The sequence below is a fragment of the Halomonas sp. CSM-2 genome (assembly GCF_002119345.1).
GTDB classification, from domain to species: Bacteria; Pseudomonadota; Gammaproteobacteria; order Pseudomonadales; family Halomonadaceae; genus Vreelandella; species Vreelandella janggokensis.
Genome location: NZ_NBYR01000017.1, coordinates 49,485 through 66,006 on the forward strand (window position 1 = coordinate 49,485; position 16,522 = coordinate 66,006).

The 16,522-nt window shown below is 57.4% G+C and carries 18 protein-coding genes; 10 read left to right on the forward strand and 8 right to left on the reverse strand.

Translation table 11 applies throughout. The features are described 5' to 3' along the window. Positions 1-35: 35 nt before the first annotated feature. The 5 genes from purU to B7L15_RS15010 all read left to right on the forward strand — a co-directional run bounded on the left by purU (position 36) and on the right by B7L15_RS15010 (position 6,082). On the forward strand, positions 36-902 hold the full coding sequence (purU, locus tag B7L15_RS14990; RefSeq protein WP_085919744.1) for a formyltetrahydrofolate deformylase: 867 nt from the start codon (positions 36-38) through the stop codon (positions 900-902). A 36-nt stretch (positions 903-938) separates the two neighbouring features. Then, a complete protein-coding gene (locus tag B7L15_RS14995; protein ID WP_085919745.1) occupies positions 939-2,318 on the forward strand; it encodes an L-serine ammonia-lyase in 1,380 nt (459 codons plus the stop codon). A gap of 157 nt (positions 2,319-2,475) precedes the next feature. Then, positions 2,476-3,849, forward strand: coding sequence for an aspartate aminotransferase family protein (locus tag B7L15_RS15000; protein WP_217808043.1), 1,374 nt, complete (start codon positions 2,476-2,478; stop codon positions 3,847-3,849). 20 nt (positions 3,850-3,869) lie between these two features. Next, positions 3,870-5,366, forward strand: a complete 1,497-nt coding sequence (locus B7L15_RS15005) for a CoA-acylating methylmalonate-semialdehyde dehydrogenase (protein ID WP_085919746.1) — start codon at positions 3,870-3,872, stop codon at positions 5,364-5,366. Positions 5,367-5,461: 95 nt separating this feature from the next. After that, on the forward strand, positions 5,462-6,082 hold the full coding sequence (locus B7L15_RS15010) for a TetR/AcrR family transcriptional regulator (protein WP_085919747.1): 621 nt from the start codon (positions 5,462-5,464) through the stop codon (positions 6,080-6,082). A gap of 32 nt (positions 6,083-6,114) precedes the next feature. Here B7L15_RS15010 and hpxO read toward each other — a convergent pair whose 3' ends face one another. Beyond that, the gene (gene hpxO / locus B7L15_RS15015) at positions 6,115-7,335 is read right to left on the reverse strand and encodes an FAD-dependent urate hydroxylase HpxO (protein WP_085919748.1); all 1,221 of its coding nucleotides are present in this window, start codon (positions 7,333-7,335) and stop codon (positions 6,115-6,117) included. A gap of 289 nt (positions 7,336-7,624) precedes the next feature. Between hpxO and B7L15_RS15020 the strand changes: the two genes are divergently transcribed. The 3 genes from B7L15_RS15020 to B7L15_RS15030 all read left to right on the forward strand — a co-directional run bounded on the left by B7L15_RS15020 (position 7,625) and on the right by B7L15_RS15030 (position 9,698). Continuing rightward, positions 7,625-8,086, forward strand: coding sequence for an Hsp20/alpha crystallin family protein (locus B7L15_RS15020; protein ID WP_085919749.1), 462 nt, complete (start codon positions 7,625-7,627; stop codon positions 8,084-8,086). Positions 8,087-8,120: 34 nt separating this feature from the next. Continuing rightward, positions 8,121-8,516 carry an Hsp20/alpha crystallin family protein gene (locus tag B7L15_RS15025; protein WP_085919750.1) on the forward strand — a complete coding sequence of 132 codons (396 nt, stop codon included), beginning with the start codon at positions 8,121-8,123 and terminating at the stop codon, positions 8,514-8,516. A gap of 129 nt (positions 8,517-8,645) precedes the next feature. Further along, positions 8,646-9,698 carry a class I fructose-bisphosphate aldolase gene (locus B7L15_RS15030; RefSeq protein WP_085919751.1) on the forward strand — a complete coding sequence of 351 codons (1,053 nt, stop codon included), beginning with the start codon at positions 8,646-8,648 and terminating at the stop codon, positions 9,696-9,698. Between the two features lie 43 nt (positions 9,699-9,741). Here B7L15_RS15030 and B7L15_RS15035 read toward each other — a convergent pair whose 3' ends face one another. After that, positions 9,742-10,632 carry a PhzF family phenazine biosynthesis protein gene (locus tag B7L15_RS15035; RefSeq protein ID WP_085919752.1) on the reverse strand — a complete coding sequence of 297 codons (891 nt, stop codon included), beginning with the start codon at positions 10,630-10,632 and terminating at the stop codon, positions 9,742-9,744. After that, positions 10,619-10,831, reverse strand: coding sequence for a DUF1127 domain-containing protein (locus tag B7L15_RS15040; RefSeq protein ID WP_085919753.1), 213 nt, complete (start codon positions 10,829-10,831; stop codon positions 10,619-10,621). The genes B7L15_RS15035 and B7L15_RS15040 overlap by 14 nt, the downstream gene beginning before the upstream one ends. A 164-nt stretch (positions 10,832-10,995) precedes the next feature. Between B7L15_RS15040 and B7L15_RS15045 the strand changes: the two genes are divergently transcribed. Next, on the forward strand, positions 10,996-12,441 hold the full coding sequence (locus B7L15_RS15045) for an aminotransferase-like domain-containing protein (protein WP_085919754.1): 1,446 nt from the start codon (positions 10,996-10,998) through the stop codon (positions 12,439-12,441). Here B7L15_RS15045 and B7L15_RS15050 read toward each other — a convergent pair. Next, positions 12,431-13,141, reverse strand: coding sequence for an anti-sigma factor (locus B7L15_RS15050; protein ID WP_085919755.1), 711 nt, complete (start codon positions 13,139-13,141; stop codon positions 12,431-12,433). The two genes, B7L15_RS15045 and B7L15_RS15050, sit on opposite strands and share 11 nt — an antisense overlap. Beyond that, positions 13,120-13,683 (reverse strand): sigma-70 family RNA polymerase sigma factor, encoded by a 564-nt coding sequence (locus B7L15_RS15055; RefSeq protein ID WP_085919756.1) that lies wholly within the window; start codon positions 13,681-13,683, stop codon positions 13,120-13,122. Before B7L15_RS15055 ends, B7L15_RS15050 begins: the two co-directional genes overlap by 22 nt. Before the next feature lie 186 nt (positions 13,684-13,869). On the opposite strand from B7L15_RS15055, the gene B7L15_RS15060 reads away from it, so the two are divergent. After that, entirely contained in the window at positions 13,870-14,421 is a 552-nt protein-coding gene (locus B7L15_RS15060) for a fasciclin domain-containing protein (RefSeq protein ID WP_085919757.1), read from the forward strand. A 67-nt stretch (positions 14,422-14,488) separates the two neighbouring features. Here the strand turns inward: B7L15_RS15060 and B7L15_RS15065 are convergent, their stop codons facing one another. From B7L15_RS15065 to B7L15_RS15075, 3 genes are all read right to left on the reverse strand, one after another. Beyond that, complete coding sequence (locus B7L15_RS15065; protein ID WP_085919758.1) at positions 14,489-15,118, reverse strand: DNA-3-methyladenine glycosylase I; 630 nt, start codon at positions 15,116-15,118, stop codon at positions 14,489-14,491. Positions 15,119-15,128: 10 nt separating this feature from the next. After that, complete coding sequence (gene pcsA / locus B7L15_RS15070; RefSeq protein ID WP_369596867.1) at positions 15,129-15,812, reverse strand: phosphatidylcholine synthase; 684 nt, start codon at positions 15,810-15,812, stop codon at positions 15,129-15,131. 226 nt (positions 15,813-16,038) lie between these two features. Further along, positions 16,039-16,515 carry a YbaK/EbsC family protein gene (locus B7L15_RS15075; RefSeq protein ID WP_085919760.1) on the reverse strand — a complete coding sequence of 159 codons (477 nt, stop codon included), beginning with the start codon at positions 16,513-16,515 and terminating at the stop codon, positions 16,039-16,041. Between the last annotated feature and the right edge of the window lie 7 nt (positions 16,516-16,522).

Sequence of the window (16,522 nt, forward strand, 5' to 3'; positions counted from 1 at the left end):
GCCTCCACTCTTTCTTCACTGGGGGGAGACCTGCTATGCAAGATAAAAATAACCGTTGGATATTGGCGGCTCAGTGTACGAGTAGGCTTGGCACGGTCGATGTTGTCACACGATTTTTAAAAGAGCAGCGGTGTTACATCACCGAGCAGCAGTCGTTTGACGACCGACTCAGTGAGCGCTTTTTTATCCGCACGGAGTTCCGTCCCGAGGACGAGACGTTCGATGCCGACGCCTTTCAATCGGCGTTCGCCGAACGGGCAGCTGACTTCGAGATGAGCTTCGAGCTGACGGCACCCGAAACGCGTATACCGGTGGTCATCATGGTGTCCAAGGCGGATCATTGCCTCAACGACTTGCTCTACCGTTACCGCATAGGTCAGTTGCCCATCGATATCCGCGCGATTGTTTCCAATCACCCGGATTTGGCGCCCCTGGCTGAGTGGCATGATATTCCTTATCGCCATTTGCCGATTACCCCCCAAACCAAGCCAGAGCAGGAAGCGCAGGTCTGGGCAGAAATAGAAGCAGCCGGGGCTGAACTGGTCATTCTTGCCCGCTATATGCAGGTGCTCTCTAGCGGCATGTGCAAAAAGTTGACGGGTAAGGCGATCAATATTCATCACTCGCTTCTGCCAGGCTTCAAGGGGGCTCGACCTTATCATCAAGCCTACGAGAAGGGGGTCAAGCTGGTGGGGGCGACGGCTCATTATATTAACGATGACCTCGATGAAGGGCCTATCATTACCCAAGGGGTTGAGCCCGTCAGCCACACCGACTATCCGGAAGACCTGGTGGCCAAGGGGCGGGATGTCGAATGTCTGACACTCGCTCGAGCCGTTACCCTCCATGTGGAGCGACGTGTCTTCCTGCATGCCAATCGCACCGTGGTTTTTGACCGCTAGTCGTATAATGACAACACCGCTGGAAGGTAGATAAGCATGTCAATTAGTGTTTTCGATCTCTTCAAGATCGGCATCGGGCCATCGAGCTCGCATACTGTCGGCCCGATGCGGGCCGCGTTTGACTTCATCGGTGAGCTTGAAGCAAGTCAGCTGCTGAATGACGTCACCCGTGTTGAGGTGCACCTCTTCGGCTCTCTCTCTGCCACAGGCGTTGGTCACGGAACGGATCATGCCGTCATCATGGGCCTGATGGGGAAAAGGCCTGACGAAATCGACCCGGATGTTATTGGCCCCTCGATCAGCGCGTTAAAGGCCGCTGAGGTGCTGCTCCTGAACAGCCAGTACAGCGTGCCCTTTCAGTGGCAGCGAGACATGCAGCTGTTCGAGGAAAGCCTGCCGCATCATCCCAACGCCATGCGGCTGATCGCCCATGGACAAAAAGGTGAGCTGTACCGCAATACCTATTACTCGGTCGGCGGTGGCTTTGTGGTGGATCAGGCCCAGGCAGAGCAGGGCCAGTTGGACAGCGATACCACGACGCTTCCCTATGACTTCCACTCCGCCGCCGACTTGTTGAATATGTGCCAGGAGAGCGGCTTGCGGATCAGTGAGTTGATGCTCGAGAACGAGCGTGCCTGGCGCAGCGAAGCCGAGATACGCAAGGGGCTTTGCGATATCTGGGAGGCGATGAAAGCCTGTGTGAACAAAGGACTTGAGGCTGAAGGCCTGTTGCCCGGCGGGCTGAATGTTCGTCGGCGCGCGCGCTTACTGCATCAAAGGCTGCAGGCGGTGGATGAAAATCCGTCCGTGATCACCACGACGATGTCGGCGATGGACTGGGTCAACCTCTATGCGCTGGCGGTCAATGAAGAAAATGCCGCGGGAGGCCGCATGGTGACGGCGCCTACCAATGGCGCCGCTGGCATTATCCCCGCGGTATTGCACTACTACATGCACTTTCGCGAAGGGGCCAGCGAGCGGGATGTTGTCGACTTCCTGCTAGCGGCAGGTGCCGTGGGCATTCTGTGCAAGAAAAACGCCTCTATCTCGGGTGCCGAAGTGGGCTGCCAGGGAGAAGTTGGCTCTGCGTGCGCGATGGCGGCCGCTGGCCTTGCGGAATTGATGGGCGGCAGTGTGGCGCAGGTCGAAAACGCCGCTGAAATCGGCCTGGAGCATAACCTGGGGCTGACCTGTGACCCTGTCGGTGGCTTGGTGCAGGTCCCCTGTATCGAGCGCAACGCCATCGCGTCAATAAAAGCCATTAACGCCGCACAGATGGCACTTCGAGGTGATGGTGAGCACTTTATTTCGCTGGATAAGGTGATCCGCACCATGCGCGATACCGGCGCTGATATGCAGGATAAATATAAGGAAACCTCGAAAGGCGGGTTGGCGGTTAATACGATCGAGTGTTGATGAGGGGCCCGCCCAAGTTTGCAGGCGGTGAGAGGTGGCTTAACAATGTTACCTTACGTATGGATTCCCTAACGTGAGAAAAAGAAAAACATGATTTTATAAACGTGTTCATTCGGCCATGCTGTGGCAATGCCTCACAGCGATGGAACTGGACACCATGTTTGGACTAACAAGCACAACCACCTCTCAGGCTTCAGCGGATGCTGCTGGAGATCACGCGCCTGATGGCGTGCTGAATCAACATTATTGGATGCCGTTTAGCTCCAATCGAGATTTTCGTGCCAACCCGCGTATCATCACCGGAGCGGAAGGGCGTTACTACATTGATGACCAGGGCCGTAAGCTTTTCGATTCGCTTTCCGGCCTCTGGACCTGTGGGGCAGGCCACAACCGCGAAGAAATCCAGAAAGCCGTGGCGGCGCAGCTCGGCACTCTCGATTTTGCCCCCGGCTTCCAGATTGGCCATCCGCTGGCCTTCAAGCTAGCGGAAAAGGTGGCCAGCCTGACGCCTGCCGGGCTTGACCATGTGTTTTTCACCAACTCGGGCTCCGAGGCGGCCGATACCTCGGTCAAAATGGCCAAGGCCTACTGGCGCCTGAAGGGAAAGCCCGAAAAGACCCGCATGATCGGCCGCGCCAAGGGTTATCACGGGGTGAACATCGGCGGCACCAGCCTCGGCGGCATCGGCCCCAATCGTAAGCATTACGGCCCGCTGATGGACGTGACGCACCTGCCGCATACGCTCCAGGCGGGTCATGCCTTCACGAAAGGCCAGGCGGACTCAGGCGCTGAGCTTGCCGATGCGCTGCTCGACCAGATCGCGCTCCACGACGCCTCGACGATCGCGGCCGTTATCGTTGAACCGATGTCCGGCTCGGCGGGGGTGATCGTGCCGCCAAAAGGCTATCTGGATCGGCTGCGCGAGATCTGCACCGCCCACGATATTCTGCTGATTTTTGACGAGGTGATCACTGCCTTCGGGCGCAGCGGCGCGACCACCGGTGCCGAAGCCTTTGGCGTGACGCCGGATATCATGAACGTCGCCAAGCAGATCACCAACGGCGCCATTCCCATGGGCGCGGTAATTGCGTCCAGCGAGATTTTCGACACCTTCATGCACGCGGGCGGCCCGCAGCACGCCGTCGAGTTTCCCCATGGCTATACCTACAGCGCCCACCCGGTGGCCTGCGCCGCGGGGCTTGCTGCGCTTGACATGATGGAGCGCGACAACTTCCCCGCTCAGGTCAATGCCATTGCACCTACCTTTGAGCAGAAGCTGCACGCGCTGAAAGGCCGTCACCATATTGTCGATATTCGCAACTACGGCCTGGCCGGGGCGATTCAGTTGGCCCCCCGGGATGGCGATCCCACGATCCGCCCCCGCGATGCGCACATGGCGCTTTGGGAGGCAGGTTTCTATGTGCGCTACGGCGGTGACACGCTGCAGTTTGGCCCTCCGTTTGGTACCACCGAGGCCGAGCTGGAACGACTGTTCGACGCGGTGGCGACCACCCTGGATTCGCTGGCATAACCTATTTCGGAGCTTAAAAAATGAGTGTTGTTTCCCACCTGATTAACGGCGAGCTGGTTGAAAGTCAGCGCACGCTGGACGTGACCAACCCATCCACAGGCAAGGTGATCCGCCAGGTGGCAGACGCAAGCGCTGCCGACGTCGAGCAAGCAATAGCTGCCGCCCAGGCCGCGTTCCCTGCCTGGCGAGATACGCCGCCCAACAAGCGCGCCCAGGTCATGTACCGCTTCAAGCAGCTGCTCGAAGATAACGCCGACCGCCTGGTACAGCTGGTCAGTGAAGAGCATGGCAAGACCCCGGAAGACGCCATGGGCGAGCTCAAGCGCGGCATCGAGAACGTCGAGTACGCCTGCGGGGTGCCGGAACTTTTGAAAGGCGAGTACTCCCATAACGTAGGGCCGGGCATTGATGCCTGGTCCAACTTCCAGCCGTTGGGCGTGGTGGCGGGGATTACTCCGTTCAACTTCCCGGCCATGGTGCCGCTGTGGATGTACCCCATGGCCATCGCCTGCGGTAATACCTTCATCCTCAAACCCTCTGAGAAAGACCCTTCGGCATCTCATGCCGTGGCAGAGTTGCTGTTAGAGGCGGGGTTGCCAAAAGGCGTGATGAATGTGGTGCACGGTGGTCGCGAAGCGGTGGAAACGCTGCTGGATGCCAAGGCTGTTAAAGCGATTTCGTTTGTTGGCTCGACCCCGATTGCCGAGACGATCTATAGCCGAGGTTCCGCCGCCGGCAAGCGCGTTCAGGCTCTGGGTGGAGCAAAAAACCACGCCGTGGTGCTGCCGGATGCCGATCTGGAGAACGCCGCCAATACGCTGATGGGCGCCGCCTACGGCAGTTGCGGCGAGCGCTGCATGGCGATCTCTGTCGCCGTATGCGTGGGCGATGAGACCGCCAATCGGCTGGTGGAAACCATGCTGCCCAAAATCGCCCATCTGAAAGTCGGCCCTGGCACCGAGACAGGCCTGGATATGGGCCCACTGGTGACGGCAGAGCATCGCGATAAAGTGCTGAGTTTCATCGAAGACGGTGTCAATGCCGGGGCAACGCTGGTTGCCGATGGGCGCAAGCTGACAGTCCCCGGGCATGAGGAAGGCTACTTTGTCGGCGGTTGCCTGTTCGATAATGTCACTGCCGAGATGCGTATCTATCAGGAAGAGATCTTCGGCCCGGTGCTTTGCGTGGTGCGGGTCGGCAGCCTGGACGACGCCATGCAACTGATCAACGACCACGAATACGGCAACGGTACCTGCCTGTTCACCCGCGATGGCGAAGCCGCCCGCCGCTTTACCGATGGCATTGAAGTGGGCATGGTCGGTGTTAACGTCCCGCTCCCTGTACCGGTGGCCTACCACAGCTTTGGCGGCTGGAAGCGCTCGCTGTTCGGCGACCTGCACGCTTACGGACCTGACTCGGTGCGCTTCTACACCCGCCGCAAGGCGGTGTCGCAGCGCTGGCCATCCGTGAGTGAAGCGACACAGGCTGAGTTCTCATTTCCTGCCAATCAAAGTTGACGCGCCACAGTAACTAAGACATCTTCTCAGCACCGTCGCCCAGCGATGGTGCTTTTTTTGGTGCGTACTTCTGGCGTAAAAGGGACGAGGATAGCGTGGCAAGAACTCAGGACGAAATTCGGCAAACCAACGTTAAAAAGATTCTTCAGGCGGCGGAACAGCTGTTTGCCGAAAAGGGCTACGCGGGAGCATCGATGGGCGAAATTGCCCAGTTGGCCGATATTCCCAAGTCCAACGTGCATTATTACTTTTCGACCAAAAAAGCGCTTTACCAGGACGTCTTGCTGGAGTTGCTGGAGGTATGGAAACAGGATGCGCTGTGTTTTGAGCTCTACGATGACCCCCGGGTCGTGCTTTCCACCTATATTCGCGCCAAGATGAACCACTCCCGCAATCGCGCCCACGGCTCAAAGGTATGGGCGGCCGAGGTGATGCAAGGCGCACCGATTCTGAAAGAATGCCTGCGCGACAACCTCTACGAATGGACCAAGCTCAAAGAGTCTAAAATTCGCGAATGGATGGAGTCCGGGCAGATCAACCCCGTCGAACCTTCCTACCTGCTCTATATGATCTGGGCCTCGACCCAGCACTACGCCGATTTCGACTACCAGATCTATCTACTCAACGACGATCAACCGCTGGATGACCTGCAGTTCGAAAAAGCTGTGCAGTCGGTGACCACAGTGATTTTAAGAGGCATCGGGCTGACGGCATGAGCCAGTAAGATACTCCCTTATAGTCAGCTCGATTAACCTAGTGGTCCGCCTGTCACCGTGGTCTTCAAGCCATCAATGATGGCTTGGCCATCTTCGTTATTGAGCTCATCGTACCAGGCTTGGGTGTGAGTGGCGTCGTGCCCATGGATCATCGCGGCGCGCTTGCGGGCGCGCTGGACGATTTCGCCCACTCGGTCGACGCGCGCCCGGTCGTACTGGGCCAATGCACTGGCAATGGCCGCTGACGCATCCGCATTTTCTTCAAGTGACCGCTGCACTGCTTGGGCAAGTACCCAGGCATCTTCCATGGCTTGGCAGCCGCCCTGGCCTAGGTCAGGCGCCATGCCGTGAGCGGCATCACCCAGCAGGGCAACGCGGGGTGCGGTTAGTGAATCGAGCGGCGGGATATCGTAGATTTCCACCCGGGCCATGCGCGCCGGGTCAAAGTGTTCAATCAGCGTCTGTACAGGCTCGGCCCAGCCCGCGAAGTGTTCGCGTAATTCATCGCGGTAGTGGTCGGGGTCGTTTGTCGTACCGACAGGGAGAGGCACGTCGAAGAAGCAATAAAACTCCTGGGCGCCGTCATCATTACCACCTCTGCCCATGGGCATGAACGAGACCCGCTTAGCGTCCCCCACGTACTGGTCCCAGTGACTCAGCGGTGCCAAGGCTTCATCAGCAGGCACGCGGACGTTCCAGTTCACGTAGCCGACGTATTGGCGCTCCACGGGGTGGCCTACCAACTTGCTGCGCAGCTTTGAATGCGTACCTTCTGCCACGACCAGCAAGTCAGCATTCAGGCTTTCGCCGTCATCAAAATGCGCCGCCACGCCGTCCTGGGTGACCGTGTAATCGTCACCGCGACGGCCAAACTGAATATTTTCATGACCTACTGCGTCCAGCAGTGTCTGTTGGAGGGCGGCGCGGGCAATCGGGCAGACGCGCTGGCCGACATCGCCAAACAGCGGTGCCAGGCTGAAGTCGGTCAAGGTCTGGCCGGTGTGGGTCAGGTAGCGCATCTGGGTCATCTCGCCGCTCAAAGCCTCGATGGTCTCACCCAGGCCTAGCTGGTGCATGACCTTGACGCCATTCGGCCATAGCGAAATCGCCGCGCCGACAGGGCGAATGGTCGCCACGCGTTCGACAACCGTGACGCGGTGCCCTTGCTGCTGGAAAGCCAGAGCGGTGCTTAGCCCGCCAATGCCCGCGCCGATAACGAGAATATGGAGAGAGGTGGTAAGAGGGCGGGGCATGACAAACTCCTAGAGCAGTGAAAGAGCACAATGAGCATTAATTCGACAAACCGGTCAACAGCCACATTGCGAAGGCTAACTGTATACAAGATTGAGGTTTAATGTACAGGTAATGGTCGGCCGGGCAGGCATTTACGGTGTGCTGGATAACTGAATTAAAAAGCAAAAAAATGCCTGTTATCCCCCTTGAAAACTGTCTGAATGCTCCTATTTTGCGATTTAAGAGGCGCTGCGATGGGATGTGGCGGCCTCTCTTCCCACAATCTGCTTAACGTAGGAGGTGTTCGATATGTTCGATGATCTCAAGCGTTTTGACGTTGGCTCGCCTCAGCGGCTGGACTGGTTCCGCCAATTGCTGGACGACTTCTTGCCCGACGGCAATGCGATGGATATTCGCGCTGTGCCCCATGGCAGCTTCCCTATGATCAATGTGGCCCGCAGCGACGAAGCCGTGCATGTGTATGTGTTTGCGGCGGGTCTGGCACCCTCGGATCTAGCCATTGATGTCCAAGACAATGTGCTGACCCTGCGTGGCAAGCGTGAGTCCGTCGTTGGCAATGAAGAGCGCGAGGGTTCTCGCCCGGTCTTCCGCCGCGAACGCGTCAGCGGTGAGTTCGTACGCGCCATTGCGTTACCGGATGGCGTGGATGCAGACCGAGCCGAAGCCCGCCATGCCCATGGTGTGTTCGAGGTGGTGCTGCCCAAGCGTGAGGAGCTCAAACCACGTCGTATCGATGTTCAAGCGGCTTAAGTCATGTTTATTGCTTGATAAGGAGGGATAAACCATGAATAACGTTGTTCGTTCATCAGATCGTTCACCGCTCCAACAGCGTACCGAGCAACGCGAGCAGGAAACGCTACTACCGGCGGTGGACATCATCGAGGAGTCCAGCGCCCTTACGCTGGTGGCGGATATGCCCGGCGTTACCCACGACACGCTGAAAGTAGAACTCGATAATAATGTACTGAGCTTGGAGGGCGAGATAAACCTGAACATGCCCGAAGGGCTGAGTGCGCTTCACGCTGAAGTCCGCGGCCAGCGCTTTGCACGCCGCTTCAACCTCAGTCATGAAATAGACGGTGATGCGATTTCGGCACGGATCATCAATGGTGTGTTGACGGTAACGCTGCCCAAGAAAGATAGTCATCGCACGCGCCGTATCGAGGTACAAGCGGCCTAAAAGCTTGTGCTCTGCCGCCCCCGTACTCTGCTACTGCGTGGGGCGGTACTTTCCATCGTCGCAATTTAAGCTCTATGCTCTACATAAGGAGTGTTCGATACTTCCCTTATCGATAGAGAGGATTGCGTCATGACAGATATAACCGCGTTGCTCGGCAGCGATGCCGAGAGTTTGCTTAATCACACCTGCCAGGGCGTTCCCCGCGATAGCTTACACCTGCCTGGCCCTGATTTTATTGACCGCGTCATGGCGGATAGTGACCGCACGCCGGCGGTGTTGCGTAACATGCAGAGCTTCTTTAACCATGGGCGCCTGGCGGGCACCGGCTACCTTAGCCTGTTGCCGGTGGACCAGGGCATCGAGCATTCGGCAGGTGCCTCTTTTGCGCCGAACCCGCGTTACTTTGACCCGGCCAATATTGTCGAGTTGGCGCTTGAAGGGGGATGCAATGGCGTCGCATCGACGCTTGGGGTGCTCTCTTCCGTGGCACGGCGCTACGCCCACAAGATACCGATGATGTTGAAGCTCAACCACAACGAAACGCTGAGCTACCCGGCCATGTATGACCAGACGCTGTTTGCCGATGTTGAGCAGGCACACGATATGGGCTGTGTGGCGGTGGGGGCGACGATTTACTTTGGTTCCCATGAAAGCCGTCGGCAAATCATGGAGATCAGCGAGGCTTTCGAGCGCGCCCACCAACTGGGAATGGTCACCGTGTTGTGGGCCTATCTGCGTAACCCGGCCTTCAAGCAGGAGGGGGCCGATTATCACGTTGCCGCCGACCTCACCAGCCAGGCCAACCACATGGCCGCCACGCTCAAGGCGGATATCGTCAAACAGAAGCTGCCGGAGAACAACGGTGGCTACAAGGCGGTCGGCTTCGGACATACCCATGAGAAAGTCTACAGTGAACTGACCACTGATCACCCCATCGACCTGGCCCGCTACCAGGTCGCCAATTGCTTCATGGGCCGCGCCGGTTTGATCAACTCCGGTGGCGGCTCCAAAGGTCACTCCGATCTTGGAGAAGCGGTGCGCACGGCGGTGATCAACAAGCGAGCTGGTGGCATGGGCCTGATTTCCGGACGCAAGGCGTTTCAAAAAACGATGCCGGAAGGCATTGAGCTTCTGCATGCGATTCAGGATGTTTATCTTTCCAAGGACGTGACCGTCGCCTGACCATTAGACCCTCACGAATCAAGTTCGGGCAAAGGTGGGGCGCTTAGCATTTATCACTCATTGATTGATGTATTTCATAAGCGCCCCTGCCCACGACTAACGCGTCACCGCCCACCTGGACAAAACCGGCCTTGATGTCGCCATTGGCGGCAGTGTAAATAGCACTAGGCCGCCCCATCTCAACCCCCTGGTGAATCTTGCACTGCAAGGCATCTGGCTGAAGAGAGGCCAAATAGCCGGTCAATGCGGCGGCGGCGCTGCCGGTGGCGGGGTCTTCGCAAAGACTGTTCTCCATGGAAAACATGCGACTTCGAATCCGCATATCGGCATGGTGTTGCTGCACAGCGACATATAGGTAGACCTGCTCGGCACTGCTGTTGGCGACGGCATTTGCCCAACTGGTCGTTGAAATGCGCACGCTCTCTAAAGCGGTAATATCTGCAAGCTCGATTAAATGAAAGGGTAGTCCAAAGGAGGCCAACACAGGGTTACCAATCACCTGATGCTCCTTAAGCCCTAATAGCTCGGCGGCGGTTGCGTGATCAATACTGCTGGCCATCACTTTGGCCGGTTTTGCGGTCGTAAACGTCGCCCTTCCTTGGTCATAGCGTATCGCCAGTTCGCCAATGGGTGGCTGGAGCAACAAGGTTTGATCACGGTTCACAAGATGTAAAGCGGCCAGTAGATGCGCGGTGCCTACCGTGGGGTGTCCTGCAAAGAGCAGTTCCTGAGTGGGAGTAAATATCCGCATGGGGAAATGGTTCGGCCCGTTAGCGTCACCCAGGAAAACCGTTTCCGCTAGGTTCAGTTCATTGGCAAGTGCTTGCATGGTGCTTGTCTCAAGCTCTCCAGCCTCTAAAAAGACGGCCAATGGATTGCCGGTAAACGGCTGGTCGGTAAACACATCCAGCAGGTAATACTCAACGGTTTTCATAAGGCCCCCTGTTAACAGAAGAGTGCTTCCAAAACGGTTTACGGCCCTCGCTGTGGGCCTGTTCGCGGCTAATGCCGATATCCTCCAGCAGCCGGTCATCGAGCGTTAACAGATGGCGGCGACTGCGGCGGCAATGTTGATAGTAGCGAAGTTGATAACCTAGCTGGTAGCGGAGCAGGGTAAGGCTGAAGCGCGGCATGGCGAGTCCTCCGTGTTATTTGCCTGACCAGATTACTCAGTGCCGCTTTTTTGATACAGATATAGAATTTATTCTTTTTAAGATACAGATGGGCGTGATATACCTCTGTATGGCGGTTTTGGGGTACGTCTGTATCGTGGTCGGGCTGCGGGGAGGAGGGTGATATGACGCGCTATGAAGAAGTCGCGACCATTTTGCGGGAGCGTATCGAGCACGGTATTTACCGCGTGGGTGATCGTCTGCCGTCGATTCGTGCGGTCTGCCAGGAGCTGGACGTCAGCATTTCCACCGCCCAGGAGGCCTACCGGCAACTGATGGATGTGGCATTGATCGAGTCGCGTCCGAAGTCTGGCTACTTTGTGCTGCCAAGCCGGGTTCCCTCGGTACTGCCGTCGGTCTCTCGCCCGGCGCAGCGCCCGCTGGATGTTTCCCAATGGGATCAGGTGCTGGAACTCGTTGCGACTCAACGCGATGATGACCGGCTTCTGCTGGGGCGTGGGGTGCCCAATCTCGAGTATGAAACGCTGCGGCCACTGTCAAAAATCCTCGCTGGCCTGCATCGCAGCACTGATCTGAACGGATTCAACTACGACAAGCTGAATGGAAGCCCCGAACTGCGTCAACAGGTGGCGCGCTTGGCCATTGCGTCCGGCTGCTTGCTGCACCCGGACGACATCATGGTGACCACCGGCTGTCAGGAGGCGCTGGCCATTGCGCTGCGAACGCTTACCCAGCCCGGCGATGTAGTGGCCGTGGACTCACCCAGCTTTTACGGCACCATGCAGATTCTCAAGGCCAACGGCTTAAAAGCGCTGGAAATCCCCACCGACCCGCAAACGGGCATCAGTCTGGAAGCCCTGGAGCTGGCATTGGAACAGTGGCCGATTCGCGCCATACAGGTCACGCCCACCTACAATAACCCGCTGGGCTACACCATGCCTGAAGCACGCAAGCGGGCACTGTTTCAGCTCGCCCAGCGTTTTGACGTGGCGATTATCGAAGACGATATCTACGGCGATTTGTCATTCTCCCTGCCCCGGCCGCGCACTGTGAAATCCTTCGATGACGATGGCCGCGTCATGTTGTGTAGCGGCTTTTCCAAAACGGTGGGGCCGGGGTTGCGGGTGGGCTGGCTGGCGCCGGGGCGCTACCGCGACCAGGCGATGCATATGAAGTATGTCTCCACGGGTGCCTCGGCGACGTTGCCGCAGCTGGCCGTGGCGGAGTTCGTCGCCAAAGGGCACTACGAGCGCCATCTGCGCTACGCGACCCGCCAGTATCAGCGCCAGCGGGACATCATGATCAGTTGGGTGCAGCGCTACTTTCCTGAGGGGGCGGGCATCAGCTACCCCCAGGGCAGCTTCCTGCTCTGGGTAGAGCTACCCGCCGCGGTGGATTGCGTGCGTCTAAACGAACGCTTGGCAAAGCAGGCTATTCATGTGGCGCCAGGCTCGCTGTTTTCCGCCTCGGGCAAGTTTCGACAATGTCTGCGCCTTAACTATGCGTTTACGTTAACGCCTGCTATCGAAAGTGCCGTTAGAACAGTCGGGGAGCTTGCCTCCGAGATGGTGGAAGAAGCGCAGGCCCACGAAGCAAATCTCATAGATTGAGGGTGCTGCCACGTACCGGCGTCAAGCGGCCATGGTCGATAATAGGACCGGTTGGCTGGCCTCCGGGAGCGCCCCCCTGGGGCTCGACACTGACGGCTAAATCGGCAGTAAATAATTGCGCACGCAGCTCGTCACTGGGTTCCAGGCGATGGCTACCTTGCTCGGGTAACAGGCCCAGCGAGACGGGCGTACCATCGGCAATCAACCACAGCTCACCGGTCTGTTCGCTGTCGACCTGGGTCGGTTGAACCGCTTGTACAATCAACTCACCCTCCTGGGTCGCGCTGATGATCCAGCCTGGCGTACGGGATTCGTCCTGAACCACGAAGACGGCTTCTCCGTCCGGCAGCTTGGTCAGTTCAGCCTGTTGCCAAAGAAGGCCCAGCGCTACCGCAATTATCCCAAAACTGGCCGCCATGCCCTGCCATGCGCCTAGACGCTTCCACCAGGGGAGGGGCACCGCTCCGGTTGCCTGGGTAATGCGTTGCCAGACCACTTTGGGTGGTGTCTTGGGGTCCAGTCGCTCGTTGAACAGGTGCAGATATTCTCGCCAGTCTTCCACATCATTACGTAGGTCATGGCTGACCGCCAACAGCGCTTCAAAGCGTGCTTTTTGATCGCTGTCCAATACGCCCAGCACGTACTCACCAGCCGCAAGGTGGCGATCATCTGGGTCGCTTAGATCCCATTGGTTAGACATGTTTTTAACCTCTCGAGTCCACGGCGGATCCAGCTTTTAACGCTGCCCAGCGGTTGGGACAGAGAGTTAGCAAGCTCGCTGTGCGTCATGCCCTGAAAGTAGGCCATTTCCATTAACTGGCGCTGATGTCGACTGAGTGTGTCGAGGCAGTCGTTCAGTTTGTCATTTTGCTGATGACTGATGCTGTCATCTTCAGGGTCGTCGGTGCCTAATAGCGCTGCTAACAAGGGTTCATCGGTGGTGGTGTCCTGTGGCTTCTGGCGGCGCAGCCAGTCGATGCCAATATTGCGAGCGAGTGTGGAAAGCCAGGTCATCGGCTTGGCTCGCGTGGCGTCATATTGATCGGCGGCATGCCAGATTCTGATAAAAACATGTTGAAGGCAGTCCTGTGCAGCACTCTCGTCTCTTACTATACGCAGCAGTTGAGCATATAGATGCGCACTGGAGACACGATAGAGACGTTCGAATGCGTTGCGGTCGCCCTGGGCGCAGCCGTTGAGTTGCTCGATAAGATACTGCTGGCGTTGTGTGGCATCTAGCATTCAGGCATCTCTGCACAGTTAACCGAAACGCCAGTCTTCGGGAGTCAGCCGTTGAAGGCAATAGGAGAGTGCTCAGCGGTGAATAAAAAAATGTTGAGATGTTTGCATCCACTGATGCCTTGGGGCCGTAAGTATCAATGAGCTTGCATTGCTGAGCTCTTTTAATGACAACCAGGAGATGCCCCAATGAAACTCAAACTACTTACCGCTGGCGTTTGTGCCGCTGCCCTATTTACTGGCGCTGCCGTTGCTGGTCATGGCCCTACGACGGTAGGCGGCGCCAATATGCTTCCTGAGCGTAACATTATCGAAAATGCCGTTAATTCGGATGACCATGAGACACTCGTCGCGGCTGTTCAAGCCGCTGAGTTGGTCGATGTGCTGCAAAGCGAAGGTCCTTTTACCGTATTCGCGCCGACGGATGACGCCTTTGCGAAACTTCCCGATGGCACCGTTGATACGCTGCTGCAACCAGAGAATCAGGAACAACTTCAAACGGTTCTTACCTACCACGTCGTACCTGGCAATATGAACCGGGAGGCATTGTGGGAAGAAACCATGGAAAACGATGGCGCCGTGGCCTTTAAAACCGTCCAGGGCGAATACCTTACTGTATCGCGCAATGGAAATAACCTGATGGTCATGGATGCCCAGGGCAATAGTGCCAACATTACCGTTGTGGATGTCGCACAGTCGAATGGTGTTATCCACGTTATCGATAGCGTGTTAATGCCCTAAAGGTCTCGCTCACATCGGATAGTGACAATTATTCGTTTGAGGTTACGTTTGCCCACCGCCTGGCTTGCTAGGCGGTGGGTTTTTGCTGGCCGGTCGGCCGCAAAAATCCCTCCCGGGCGCGAGCTGCTTGTTCGCGAACGATACATCCTTCCGCGTGATCATTGAGCAGCCCCATCGCCTGCATAAAGGCAAACGCGGTTGTAGGGCCGAAGAACTTCCAGCCACGCTTTTTCAACGCCTTGGCAAGGGCAATAGATTCAGGCGAGGTGGTCTGGGACTGTGGTGGTGGTAGCGAAGAGGGGGCTGGTTCAAAACGCCAGAAAAACGCGGCCAGTGAGCCTTCCTGTTCGACCATTTCCTGGGCCCGCCTGGCATTGTTAATCGTTGCTTCAATCTTGCCGCGATGGCGAATAATTCCCGCGTCTTGAAGTAAACGCTGCACATCGTCTTCGCCAAAGCGGGCAACCTGATGGAAGTCGAAGTGGTGAAAGGCGGCACGAAAGTTGTCGCGCTTATTGAGAATCGTGCGCCAGCTCAAGCCTGACTGAAAGCTCTCCAGGCACAGCTTCTCGAATAGCCGCTGATCATCATCTACCGGAAAGCCCCACTCATTGTCGTGATAGGGTAAAAATTCCGGCGCACCGCCACACCACTGGCAGCGGGGGTATCCATCGGGAGCGATAAAGTCGTTAGCCATCAGTGACCTGTCAATCGAACCATTCTTTCGCGGTACGCCACAGGCAGATACCCACGAAGTACACAGAGGTGACACCCCAACCCCATAGTGCCCAGGCCGCGTGCTCGGGGGTGGAGAGTACCAGTGACGTGGCACAGACGAACCACGCAAGCGTCACGGCGATATTGAGCGGCATGAACAGGCGCACCCGGAACGGGTGAAGAAATTTCATCCGTGTCACGGTGAGGGCGGCCAGCAGGACAATCACGGCAAAGGTGAACCAGGGCGGTAGATCGAGAATATAGACATAGACCGCGACGACGTTCCAGGCAGCAGGAAAGCCAACAAAGAAATTATCTTGGCTTTTCATATTGACGTTGCAGAAGCAGAACATCGAAGACAGCAGGATGATGAACACTGTCAAAAGCCCAAGGTTGGGCGGTAGTTCAATAAAGGAGTAGATGAAAAGCGCCGGGATAAAGGCCCAGGTAAGGTAATCGATGACCATGTCGAGGGTCGAACCATCGAAATGGGGCAGCACGGTCTTGACGTCGAACTTGCGGGCCAGGGTGCCATCGAAACCATCGACCAGCATTGCTGCGCCCAGCCAGAGAAGACAGGCAACCGGATTATTGTCGACCAGGGCGAGCATCGCCATCGTGCCGAGCAGAACGCCGCTGGCCGTGAAGGCATGCACGCCCCAAGCCTTGCTTATCGAAGTGCGAGACTCTGTTTGCGAAGAGAACGGTTGAACCACGTTGACCCCATCGGGAACGCGTTGTCCCCTTGCTGGTTGATAGAAAGATGCGTGCGTAAAGAGCATTACCCTACTACAGGAAGGTACTCGGAGAATACGCGGCAGGCCAGGTAGTAGGGTTCAACCGAAGCCGGAGCCGGCTATTCAAGCCGCTATCAACAGGTAAGCCAATGGTTAAACACGTTTAGTTGACGCTCTCCGGCACCTTGCACACATCCACCCACTGGGCATTGACCAGCTCGGCCAGTCGCTTGGGGCTCAGGCGCACGGCGCTATTGTATGAGCCGGCGGCGGGGAGCACTTCTTCAAAGGCGTGGAGCGATTCATCGCAGTACACCGGCAGGTCGGTGGCGAGGCCAAAGGGGCAGACGCCGCCGACCGGGTGGCTGGTGAGTTCCATGACGGTGTCGGCGTCGAGCATCTTTGCCTTGCCGCCGAAGGTGTCGCGAATCTTGCGGTTATCAATGCGCGCGTTGCCGCTGGCGACGATCAGTAGCGGTTTTTCGCCCACCCGAAACGCCAGGGTCTTGGCAATTTGACCAGGGGCCACTCCATGGGCATCAGCGGCGAGCTGCACCGTGGCCGTGCTGGTTTCAAGCTCCTCGATGGTCACATCCGGGGCATGCTCGGCAAAAAACTGGCGAACGGTCTCGACGCTCATCGTGAAA